The 10,987-nt window shown below is 74.8% G+C and carries 9 protein-coding genes; 4 read left to right on the top strand and 5 right to left on the bottom strand.

From position 1 onward, the window contains the following. The coding region (locus TR50_RS09620) for a 5-oxoprolinase subunit C family protein (RefSeq protein ID WP_152648332.1) at nucleotides 1-823 on the top strand (823 nt) is incomplete at its 5' end. 240 nt (nucleotides 824-1,063) lie between these two features. Beyond that, nucleotides 1,064-2,158 (top strand): WD40/YVTN/BNR-like repeat-containing protein, encoded by a 1,095-nt coding sequence (locus TR50_RS09615; protein WP_042417593.1) that lies wholly within the window; start codon nucleotides 1,064-1,066, stop codon nucleotides 2,156-2,158. Here the strand turns inward: TR50_RS09615 and TR50_RS09610 are convergent. Genes TR50_RS09610 through TR50_RS09600 form a run of 3 tightly spaced genes read right to left on the bottom strand, consistent with a single transcriptional unit; the run spans nucleotide 2,145 to nucleotide 5,567 of the window. Beyond that, nucleotides 2,145-3,065, bottom strand: a complete 921-nt coding sequence (locus TR50_RS09610) for an SGNH/GDSL hydrolase family protein (RefSeq protein ID WP_084700008.1) — start codon at nucleotides 3,063-3,065, stop codon at nucleotides 2,145-2,147. The two genes, TR50_RS09615 and TR50_RS09610, sit on opposite strands and share 14 nt — an antisense overlap. After that, on the bottom strand, nucleotides 3,034-4,308 hold the full coding sequence (locus TR50_RS09605) for a glycosyltransferase (RefSeq protein WP_042417591.1): 1,275 nt from the start codon (nucleotides 4,306-4,308) through the stop codon (nucleotides 3,034-3,036). The genes TR50_RS09610 and TR50_RS09605 overlap by 32 nt, the downstream gene beginning before the upstream one ends. A gap of 11 nt (nucleotides 4,309-4,319) precedes the next feature. Next, nucleotides 4,320-5,567, bottom strand: a complete 1,248-nt coding sequence (locus tag TR50_RS09600) for a glycosyltransferase family 4 protein (RefSeq protein ID WP_063775040.1) — start codon at nucleotides 5,565-5,567, stop codon at nucleotides 4,320-4,322. Nucleotides 5,568-5,921: 354 nt separating this feature from the next. On the opposite strand from TR50_RS09600, the gene TR50_RS09595 reads away from it, so the two are divergent. Beyond that, on the top strand, nucleotides 5,922-6,437 hold the full coding sequence (locus TR50_RS09595) for a carboxymuconolactone decarboxylase family protein (protein WP_084700006.1): 516 nt from the start codon (nucleotides 5,922-5,924) through the stop codon (nucleotides 6,435-6,437). A gap of 252 nt (nucleotides 6,438-6,689) precedes the next feature. Here the strand turns inward: TR50_RS09595 and TR50_RS09590 are convergent, their stop codons facing one another. Further along, a complete protein-coding gene (locus TR50_RS09590) occupies nucleotides 6,690-8,147 on the bottom strand; it encodes a hypothetical protein (protein ID WP_042417588.1) in 1,458 nt (485 codons plus the stop codon). A gap of 395 nt (nucleotides 8,148-8,542) precedes the next feature. Between TR50_RS09590 and TR50_RS09585 the strand changes: the two genes are divergently transcribed. Beyond that, nucleotides 8,543-9,100: a PAS domain-containing protein gene (locus TR50_RS09585; RefSeq protein ID WP_052440875.1), complete on the top strand. Its 558-nt coding sequence runs from the start codon at nucleotides 8,543-8,545 to the stop codon at nucleotides 9,098-9,100. Between the two features lie 90 nt (nucleotides 9,101-9,190). Here TR50_RS09585 and TR50_RS09580 read toward each other — a convergent pair whose 3' ends face one another. Next, the gene (locus TR50_RS09580; RefSeq protein WP_042417586.1) at nucleotides 9,191-10,663 is read right to left on the bottom strand and encodes a DNA-binding protein NsdB; all 1,473 of its coding nucleotides are present in this window, start codon (nucleotides 10,661-10,663) and stop codon (nucleotides 9,191-9,193) included. Nucleotides 10,664-10,987 lie beyond the last annotated feature (324 nt).

The following is a 10,987-nucleotide window of genomic DNA, read 5'->3' as shown; positions in this document are numbered from 1 at the left end:
TGGGGTGGGTGGACTCGGGGTGGGCGGACTCGGGCCGGCCGGCCACCTGTCGGGGGGCCATGGGCCGAGCGTCGGAGCGTCGGGCGCCGCCGCGCTGGAGGCGACGACGGGGAACCTGGCGCTGCGCGCGGTCGGCGGCGACGCGTGGGTCGCGGTGACCGGCGCGACCGCGCCCGTGCGCGTGGACGGGCGGCCGGTCGGCTGGGGCGCGCCCGTGCGGGTGCGGGCGGGTGAGCTGCTCGAGGTGGGCGCGGCCACCGCCGGGGTGCGCTGCTACCTGGCCGTGGACGGCGGTTTCGACGTACCCGCCGTGCTCGGCAGCCGGTCGGCGGACCTGCTGGCGGGTCTCGGACCCGCGCCGCTCACCGCCGGGATGCGACTGCCGCTGGGCGCGCCGGGAACGCTGGGGCCGCTCGGCCCGGGCAGCGCGGACCAGGTCCCGCTGGCCGGACCTCCCGCCGAACTGCTGCTGCGCCTGACGCCCGGCCCGCGCCGCGACTGGTTCGAGCCGGAGTCGCTCGCCGCGCTCGGGCGTGCCCGCTACCGCGTCTCCCCGGCGAGCAACCGGGTCGGCCTGCGACTCGCGGACGGGCCGCCGCTGCGCCGCCGCGACGGACTCGGCGAACTGCCGAGCGAGGGCATGGTGCTGGGCGCCGTCCAGGTCCCGCCGGACGGGATGCCCGTCGTCTTCCTCGCCGACCATCCGACCACCGGCGGCTATCCCGTCGTCGGGGTGGTCCCGGAGCCGGACCTGGCCGCGGCGGCGCAGGCGGGGCCCGGAACGCCGGTCCGGCTCCTGCCCACCGCGCGACTCGACGCCTGAGGCGCGACTCGACTCGTGCGGATCGGCGAGCGGGCTGCGCGATTCCGGCGCATGTGCAGGATGCGCGCGCTCCCTCGTTAGTGTTTTCGAGCGCGTTCGACGGGACATCGGGCGCGGGACGGGTCCAGACTGCTGGCAGAGCCCGGGGCACGGGGCGCTCGGACCTCGCTCCGTCCACCGGCTCGTCGTCCCCCATCCGCCTATGTCATCCATCCACGGCTCCGCCTGGAGGTGTTCCGCATGTCTGAGACGCTGCTCGCGGTCGGCACGGCCAAGGGCCTGTTCCTCGCCCGCAGCAAGGACCGCCGGTCCTGGTCCTGGACGGGTCCCCATTTCGTGATGCAGGGCGTCTACTCGGTCGCGGTGGACCGTCGGGGCGCGACGCCGCGCATCCTGGTCGGCGCGGATTCCAGCCACTGGGGTCCGTCGGTGTTCACCTCGGACGATCTGGGCGCCAGCTGGCAGGAGCCGGCCGCCCCGGCCGTCAAGTTCCCCGCCGGGACGGACGCGTCGCTGGTCCGGGTCTGGCAGCTGCGGCCGGCCGGGCCGGAGGAGCCCGGCGTCGTCTACGCGGGCACGGAACCGGCCGCGCTCTTCCGGTCCGAGGACGGCGGCCTCTCCTTCACCCTCAACGAGGCCCTGTGGCGCCACCCGCAGCGCGAGCAGTGGCAGGCCGGCTTCGGCGGCCAGGGACTGCACACGATCGTGCTCGACCCGCGCGATCCGCAGGCGATCACCATCGCCGTCTCCACGGGCGGCGTCTACCGCAGCCTCGACGGCGGCGCGCACTGGGAGCCGTCGAACACCGGCATCGAGGCCCGGTTCATGCCCGAGGAGGAGCGGTACCCGGCCTTCGGGCAGTGCGTGCACAAGGTCTCGCAGGACGCGACCGACCCCTCCCGGCTCTACCTGCAGAACCACGGCGGCGTGTACCGCAGCGACGACGCCGGGGCGGTCTGGAAGCGCATCGACGCCGGGCTGCCGGCCGATTTCGGCTTCCCCGTCGCGGCCCACCCGCGCCGCGGCGACACCGCCTACGTCTTCCCGCTGGTCGCCGACTACGAGCGGCTGGCGCCCGAGCACCGCTGCCGCGTCTACCGGACCGAGGACGCCGGTGAGACCTGGCAGCCGCTGGAGAAGGGCCTGCCCGAGCGCGACCACTACGGCGTGGTCCTCCGCGACGCCCTGACCACGGACGACGCCGAGCCGGCCGGGATCTACTTCGGCAACAGGAACGGGGAACTGTACGGCAGCGCGGACGAGGGCGAGTCCTGGTCGCTGCTCAACGAGCACCTCCCCTCGGTGCTCTGCGTCCGAGCCGTCACGCTGGACTGACCTCGGTCTCGACGAACGCACGGTCGGCCGTGGATCGGCGGGGGGCGATGCCGCCCGCGGCGTGGGCCGCCGCGTGCTCGCGCCAGCCGGGCAGGGCCCGCAGCGCGGAGGCCGTCCGCTCGGCGGCCTCCCGGTCCAGCTGCTCGGCGCGGTTCTCCCGGCGCTCGGCGGCGGCCAGGCGCAGCAGGTCGGGCAGCAGGTCCGTGCAACGGTCCAGCACCCAGCGGGTGCCCTTGGTCGCCATCCACAGCACCTGCGCGGTGCGGGACGGCGCCATGCCGTCGGTCCGGTCGTCCGGCTCCGGGCCCATCGCTATGCCGCGGACTGCCAGTTCACGGTGGAAGGCACGGGCCAGGGCGCGGTGGCCGCGCTCGCTCGGGTGGAGTCGGTCCACGCTCCACATCACGGGGTCGAACAGCCACGGCTCCTCGGCGGCGTGGACGTGCACGGCGTCGTAGCGCTCGGACAGCGCGTGCACGACGGTGTTGACGCTGCGCATCCGCCGGCCCAGCGGCCGGGCCAGCGCGGAGGGCAGCCCCAGCATCCGGCCGGGGTCCGGGAGGCACGCGGTGAGCAGCACCGTCCCGTCCTCGACCAGGCTGCCGAGCGTGGTGTCCAGGTGGCGGGCCACCGCCTGGATGTCGTAGGTGGCCCGCAGAGTGTCGTTGCCGCCGACGATCACAGCGGCGACGTGCGGTCGCTGCCCCCGTGCCTCGGGGAGCTGACGCAGCAGCACGTCGGCGGTCTGGGCGCCGCTGGTGGCGTGGTTGGTGAAGGCCACGTCCGCGGGGTCGGCGGCGAGGCTCTGCGCGAGCAGCGCGGCCCAGCCGCGCCACCCTCCGGCGACGGGGTCGCCGAGGCCCTCGGTCAGGGAGTCACCGAGCGCGGAGACGCGCAACAACGTCATCGGGGGCTCCCTTCGGGAGGAGTGCGGCGGGTCGCTGCGGGGAGTGCTGGGCCTCCCCGGAGGGCTGGGACTGCGGGTGGGGTTCGAGGCGCCAGCCGACGGGGGCGTCCGGATCCGCCTCGTGCGCCGCCAGGAACGCGGCCACGGAGGCGTCCCAGCCGAACCCCTCGGCACGGGCGCGGGCGGTGGCGCGGCGGAGGGGGGCCGGGCGGGCCAGCAGACGCTGGACCGCGTCGGCGAAGGCGACTCCGGTGTCGGCGGCGGGCAGGCCGGCCTCGCCGATGATCGGCGGCAGCGCGGAGGAGGCCGAGGCGACCACGGGCGTGCCGCAGGCGAGCGCCTCGAGAGCGGCCAGGCCGAAGGTCTCCACGGGTCCTGGGGCCAGCGCGATGTCGGCCGAGGCCAGCACGGACGAGAGGTGCGCCGGGTCGGCGATGTGGCCGAGGAGGCGGGCGGGCAGCCCTTCCCGCTCGATGCGGGCCTCCAGGCGCGGTCGCAGCGGACCGGCCCCGGCGATCGCGAGCACGGCCGGCACACCGCGGCGTCGGAGCTCGACGAGCGCGTCGAGGGCGCGCTCGGGCCGCTTCTCGTGGGAGAGGCGCGAGCACATCACGAGCAGCGTCTCGTGGGGCGCGGCCAGCTCCGCCCGCAGCGCCTCGTCGCGACAGGAGGGGTGACGCAGGGTCAGGTCGACCCCGAGGGGGGCGAGCCGCAGGTCGGTCGTGCCCGGACGCCTGAGCTCCAGGCGTCGGAACTCCCGGGCGGCCCACTCGGTGGTGCAGATGATCCGGGTGAAGTCGCGTGCCGTGCGGGCGTTGAGGACGTCGGCCGCGCGTCGGGCGGCGGGGTGGGGCAGCCCCCACATCCGCAGCACGCCGTCGAGGCTCTCGTGGGAGACCATCGCCGCGGGAACGCCGTGCTCCTGGGCCCACCGGCCGGTCCAGCGCAGCGTGGTCCGGTCGGAGACCTCCAACCGGTCCGGCCGCACCGCCTCCAGCGTCGCGGCCAGGCGGGCCCGGTCGCGCAGGACCCGGTACCCGCCGGTGCCGGGGACGACGGGACCGGGCAGGGTGATCACGCGGCCCTGCTCGGTCTCCTCATCCGCGGCCTCGGGACCGGGCACGATCAGCACCGGCTGGTGCCCGGCCGCGAGGTAGCCGGCCCCGAGACGGCGCAGCGCCGTGCGCAGTCCGCCCGAGGTCGGGGTGACGAAGTTCGCCACCCGCACGATTCGCAGTGCCATGTCGGTCGCTCCTAGGCCGCGGCGGCCGTGCCGGCCCCAGCGCCCGCGCCCGTCACGGCCGTGGGTGTGGTGGCGTTGGGGGTGGCGGGAACGGCTGCCGCCGTGGCGGCCTGGCCGTCGGACCTGCGGACGTCGCCCACGATGCGGCCGCGCTGGGCGATGACCCACCGGTAGTGCTCGATCAGCTCGTCGCCGACCGACTCCCAGGTGCGCGACTGGACCTCGGCGCGAGCCGCCTCGCCGTACCGGGCCCGCACCAGCTCGTCGGCCGCGAGCTCGCTCACGGCGCGGGCGAGGGCGGCGCCGTCCCGGGCGGGAACGAGCAGTCCGGTGCGACGGTGTCCGATCAGGTCCAGCGGTCCGCCGACGGCGGGCCCGATCGCGGGCACTCCGCTGGCCATGGCCTCCTGGATGGTCTGGCAGAAGGTCTCCATCGGGCCGGTGTGGGCGAACACGTCCAGTGAGGCGTAGAGCGCGGCGAGCTCGTCCCCTGTGCGGCGTCCGAGGAAGACGGCGCCGGGGAGCGCCTGGCGCAGCGAGTGGTCGGAGGGGCCGTCTCCGATGACGACGACCCGTACGCCGGGCAGCGCCACCGTCTCGGCCAGCAGGTCCACCCGCTTCTCGGGCGCGAGGCGCCCGACGTACCCGACGAGCACCTCCCCGTTCGGCGCCAGCTCACGCCGGAGCGCCTCACTGCGGTGGCGCGGGTGGAAGCGGACGGAGTCGACGCCGCGACGCCACAGGTGCACGCGCGGGATGCCGTGGGCGGTGAGGTCCTGCGAGGCGGGCGTGGACGGCGCCAGGGTGCGGTCGGCGGCGCAGTGCACCGTCCGCAGCCGCCGCCAGGCGGCGGCCTCCCCGAGCGCGCTGCCCGCACGGTAGGCGCGGGCGTACCCGGCGATGTCGGTCTGGTAGACGGCGACCGTCGGCAGCCCGAGCCGCTCGGCCGCGGCCATGCCGCGGGACCCGAGCAGGAAGGGGCTGGCCAGGTGGACGACGTCGGGTCGGTGCCCGGCGATCAGCTGCTCCAGCTTGCGGCTGGGCAGCGCGATCCGGACCTGCGGATACCCGGGCAGCGGCATGGCGGGCACGCGCACGACCGGGCACGGGTCCCCGGCCGCCACCGGCACGGCGGGCGCGGGAGTGATGACGAGGGGCTCGTGCCCACGACGCACCAGATGCTCGGCGGTACGCAGGACGGAGTGGGCGACCCCGTTGATGTCTGGCGGGAACGACTCGGTGACGAGGACGACACGCATGCCAGCGTTATTCCGAGCCCCGGCGTGCGGCGAGGCACGTGGATCTGACCGGACGGCGAACGGCTCACGAATCCTCGTGTCGGCGGTTTTGGCGGGTGTCCCGGCCCGGACCACGGCGTTCTCGGAACATTCCGTCCGTGTTCCTCGGCTCGCCCGGCCCCGGCCGCATCACGTCCCCATGACCGCGCATCCGGTCGCCCCCGAACCAGCGCCCTCCCCGACCCCGGCCGTCGACCGGATCTGCGTTCGATTCGCCCAACTGCCGTGCTTGCTCCTAGAGTCGGCGACGCACGTGAAGATCGTTCGCGATCGACGGCCGCCGACCCGGCGGCCGTCGGAAACCGGGGGAACAGCATGACCACGAACGGCTCGACAAGCTCGCCCGTCCTGCTCGCGTCGGGCGGGGAGACGCGCGACGAGCGCTTCGAACGCGGCCTCAAGGCCCTGAACGACATCCACAGCCGGAGCGGCCAGGGCGTGGCCCCCGCGTTGGCGGACATCTCCCCGGAGCTCGGCCACTCGATCGTGGCCTGGGCCTACGGGGACATCTACTCGCGCCCCAACCTGGCGCCGCGGGACCGACAGCTGGTGACGCTCGGCATGCTCACCGCACTCGGCGGCTGCGAGGCGGAGCTCGAGATCCACATCAACGCGTCGCTCAACGTCGGTCTCAGCCCCGACGAGATCATCGAGGCGTTGCTCCAGTCGGCCGTGTACTGCGGGATCCCGCGTTCCCTGAACGCCACCATGGCGGCGAAGAAGATCTTCGCGGAGCGGGGTCTGCTGCCCCTCGGTGCGCCCAGCGCGCTCGATGGGCTCGATGAGCTCGGTGCGGGCTTTGCCGCGGAGGCGGCCCCCCGGGAGGAGTGAGCGTCAACGTGTCGTCGCCCGGGTCCGCCCGGGCGACACCCGACGCCCGCACCGACCCCCGCCGCCCGGCAGCGGGCCGCAGGCCGTCAGCCGCGAACCGTGCGCCGCGCGGGGTCAGCCCGAGCGCGACCGCCCGCGCCGCCGACGAGACCGATCAGGACCGCGACACCCGACGTCCAACGCCCGGCTCCACACCCCGCGCCGGCAGGGCCGTCCGGGACTGCCGACGGGTGCCGGCGGGTGCCCGCGGGGTCAACCCGCGCTCAGGCGGCCGCGGACGGCCGCGTGGACCTCGGCCTCCTCGCCCGGATCAGCCGCGAGACGGCGCAGGCGGTCGAGGACGCGGACGTTGCCGCTGGTGCGGACGTGGCGGGCGGCGAGCTCGCGGGTGGCCTCCTCGCAGTCCCACAGGCATTCGACCGCCGCGCCCGTGGCGAAGTACGGGTCGACGACGGCGAGGCCGCGTGCCGCGCCGAGGCGGAGCTGTGAGCAGACCGTCTCGGCGTAGATGTGGCGCAGCACGGACACGGCCTGCCCGGCCGCGAGTCGGCCGACGCCCTCGACGAGGGCGAAGAGCGCCTCCCCGTCCGGACCGGAACGGGAGACCTCACGATGCAGGGCGGCGACCACGAGCGGAGCGTCCTCGGGGCCGCCCGCGCAGGCGAGGAGGCGGGCCGCGGCGTCGGCGAGACGGCTGCCGTCGGTGCGGGAGGCCCAGGCGCGGGCGTGGACGAGGATCCTCTCGCCGCGCATCCGTCCGAGGGTGTCGACGGCGAAGTCCACGACCGCTTCGGAGAGGTCGTCGGCGGCGAGCTCCATCAGCCCCGGCAACTCCGGGTCGTCCACCTCGGACAGGTGGCGCAGCGCCGCACAGCGTGCGCCCGGGAGTCCGCTGCCGGCCGCGAGGCGCAGCGCCGGGCGGTCAGCGGGGCCGGCCACGGCGCCCAGCAGGCGGGCTGCCGCGGCGGCACGGCGCAGGGTGGCGCGTCCTTCCGGACGCTCGGCGAGGACCCCGCCTCCGCCGCCGCCCGCACCGAGTGACGGCTCGGCCTCGGCGTCCGCCCAGGCCAGTACGGCCTCTGTGCTCCACTCCGGCGTCTGGGGCCGGGACATCTGGCGTTGCCACAGGTCGAAGGGGGCCCGCTCGGTCGCGGCGGCCACGCGCGGGTGTGTGCCGGCCCACAGGTGCCACGGACGCGGCTCGTAGGCGTCGCGGATCGCGGCACGCAGCTCGGTGTCGCCCTCCGGCCCCTCGGGAAAGCGGGCCAGGACGGCGTCCGCCAGCCCGCGCAAGCCCTCGTCGCTGTCGCGCACCGCGAGCTCGTCCAAGGCCCAGGCCCAGTTGCACCCCTCGGCGGCGTAGCGGCGCAGCAGTTGCAGCGCGTCCCTGCGGCCGTAGCCGCCGAGGCGGCCCAGCACGGCGAGGGTGAGCCCGGTACGGCTGTCGCGGGTGTCCAGCTCGTCCCACGCGTCGAAGAGGTGCGCCTCCAGCCCCGCCAGCGGCGCCTCGAGCTCCATGAAGAGGCGCGCGTAGTAGAGGGAGCGGTTCTCGACCTGCCAGTCACGGCGGGGGTCTCTGGTGACGCACTCCTCCAGGGCGGCGAGCGCGTCGGAACGCTCGGCCGCCAGAGCGTGCAGGGTGCCGTCCCCTCGACCCCGCTGGAGCAGGCCGAGGAGGGAGGCGCTGGGCGCTATCGCGGGCTCGAACATGAGGTCAGCATCCGTTGCGGCGGTCCTGGTGGCAATGGAATTTCGGTGCGCGCGGCGGTTGACCTGGTGAGTCAGCCCCGGCACCGAGGGGTCGGTTCGGGTCCGCGACGGTGGTCGCGGGGGGATTGTGGCACCGGCTGACGACGCCCGCCAACCGGAAGCACGGAATGCTACCGTCCGCACCCCTTACCGCGCACCTGCCCCCATTCGTTCCGCGCCAATCGCGCCACCCCCGCCACCTGCGACGCCGCCCGACGGGCCCACCACGGGCGAGGAACCGCTGGCATATGCCGGATGCAAAATCTGGCCAAGCTTCGGCGAAAGCCCTCCCCGGGCGCCACGCTCTGTGCAACAGTCGTCACGTTCACGAACCTCACCGGCCTCTGCGGGACGCCATGCACCCCCACCTTTCCCCTCCGTCGCTCGCGCAGCAGGTCTCGGCCCTGCGCGAACGGCTGGAGACGGAGTACGGCGAGGGCCAGGACCGCGCCGAACGCGCGCTGCTGGCCCACGCCCGCTCCCACCTGGTCGAGCTGGAGCGCCTCACCGGCGCGCTGGACGGCCCGACCAGGACGGACCCCGACACGGACCCCGCAACGGGCCACGAAACGGACCACGGAACGGCTCCCGAGGCGGTCCTCCTGGGCGACGCGGAGTGGGACCTCGTCCACGACGAGGTCGCCTGGTCCGACGAGATGTTCCGGATCTTCGCCCGCGCACCGCAGGACGGCGCGCTCACCCTCGACCAGCTTCCGGGCGCGCTCCACCCCGAGGACCGTCGGGCCGTCGCCCGGCTGCTCACCGACGCCCTCGTCGACGGACGCCCCGTGGACGCCGAGTTCCGTCTGCAGCTCGCCGACGGCACCGTCCGCCCGGTCCACTGCGTGGGCGCGCCCCGCTTCACCGACAACGGCTGCATCCACGCCGTCTGGCTCGCCGTCCGCACCCGGTAGCAGGCGCTCCGCCGCCGCCCGTCTCCGACCCGGCCCTGCCCGTCTCCGGCTCGGCCGACCCGTCCGCGCGAAGCGGAACAGAACGGCGGCTCAGATGATCTGCGGGCGGGACTGGCGCGGCATCGCCTTGGTGATCTGCGCCCGCAGCTGGGCCACCTCGGGGATCTTGTCGTAGCGGGCGGTCAGCCGGTACATCTGCCGCAGCCGGTGCCAGGTGCGGTGCGAGGACATCTCGCCCGTGGAGCTGAGCGCGAGCTGCGCGTAACGCTGGGCCTCGTCGGGCTTGTTGGCCAGAAAGCAGGCCGAGGCCATGGAGATGTGGTCGAACAGCTTGGACCGGTCGTGCCCGCCCTCGCGCAGTTGCAGCGCCAGCTGCGCGTGGCGTTGCGCCAGGGCGGCCGCGCTCGGGTCGTGGTCGGCCAGGGTTCGGTAGGTGAGCGCCTCCATCCCGTGGAGGTCCGCGAGGTCGAAGAACTGCAGCCAGTTGGGCCCCGGTTCGCCGCTGTCCTGGGCGAAGAGGTCCTCGGCCTCGCCGAGCGTGCGGCGGGTGGCCTGGGTGCGGCCCAGCGAGGCGTGCGCCCATGCCTCGACGGTGCGCAGCATGGCGCGGGTGCGCGGCAGGGCCTCCTCGCCCGCGCCGGCGTCCGCCACGCGCATCAGGTCCAGCGCGTCGCCGGCGCGGCCCAGATGCACCATCTGGCGCGCGGCGCGCGCCAGGGCCTCGCTGGCGCGCGGGCGGTCCTCGGCCTCGCGGGCGGACTGCACCGCCATCACGAAGTAGCGCTGCGCGGTGGGCTCCAGGCCCACGTCGTGGGACATCCACCCGGCGAGCACGGCGAGGTTGGCCGCGACGCTCCACAGCCGCCGCCGCAGGTGGTCGGGGTGGTCGTAGGTGAGCATGCTGCCCACCTCGTTCAACTGGCCGACCACAGCTTTGCGTTGCAGCCCGCCGCCGCGCGCGGCGTCCCAGCGGCGGAAGACGTCGACCGACTCCTCCAGCGCGACGACCTCGTCCTCGCCCACCGGACCGGCCTCGTAGTAGTCGAGGGCCGGCAGCGCCGACGCGCTGCGGACCACCGCGGCCGAGCTGTCCGTCGGCGGGATCGCGGTCGGGGACCGCATCCAGTCGTAGAGGGGGTTGGCGATGACGGCCCCCGCAGCGAGAGCCGTGCTCGCTCCCATCAGTCCGCGTCGATTCAGCATCAGGTCCATTCCCGTGAACTCGGTGAGGACCGCGGCTGTCTGTCCTGGTGCAGGTCTGGAACCGTCGGGCTCGCTCTTGCGCGGGCCCTGAGCGGATGGCCGTTCCCGGTGGAAGCCGAGGTCCTCAGGCGTGACTACTCGGCCGAGCTGCTCGCTGAACAGCGCCGCGAGGATGCGCGGGACGGGGTCGCGGGGGATCTCCCCGCGCTCCATCCATCGGCGCACCCGTGAGGTGTCGGTCGACAGCTGCTGCTGTCCGGCCTGCGCACCGCGGCGGTTGACCAGCCGCGCCAACTCCCCCTTGGACCATCCGGTCAGGGCGAAAAGGTCAGCGAGCTGGTGGTTCGGTCCTCTGTTCACGTCGTGCCCCCAGGTTCTCGGCACTTCGACACTAACCACCCGTCATGTGCCAGGCGAGCATTCGCCAGGGTTCGCCAGGGTGCGCCAACTGTCCCGCTTCCGGCAGTGAGGTGTGTTGTATGAGTGCGCCACCCCAACCTGGGAAATCGCCCGGCCGATGGCTCCGGGAACGGGTGTGGCGCAAGGGGTGGCGAACCGTCGCCACGCGCCAGGGTTCGCCCGGGAGACGCAACTCCCCAGGGTGCGCCGACCGGGCTCCGGCCCGCGTGGCGCCGGCCCGCCGCCCCGACCAGGCATCCGTCCGCCGGCCCGACCCCGGCCGAC

The sequence above is a fragment of the Streptacidiphilus anmyonensis genome (genome assembly GCF_000787855.1).
GTDB lineage: Bacteria > Actinomycetota > Actinomycetes > Streptomycetales > Streptomycetaceae > Streptacidiphilus > Streptacidiphilus anmyonensis.
This window is presented reverse-complemented; position numbering and strand designations above follow the sequence as displayed.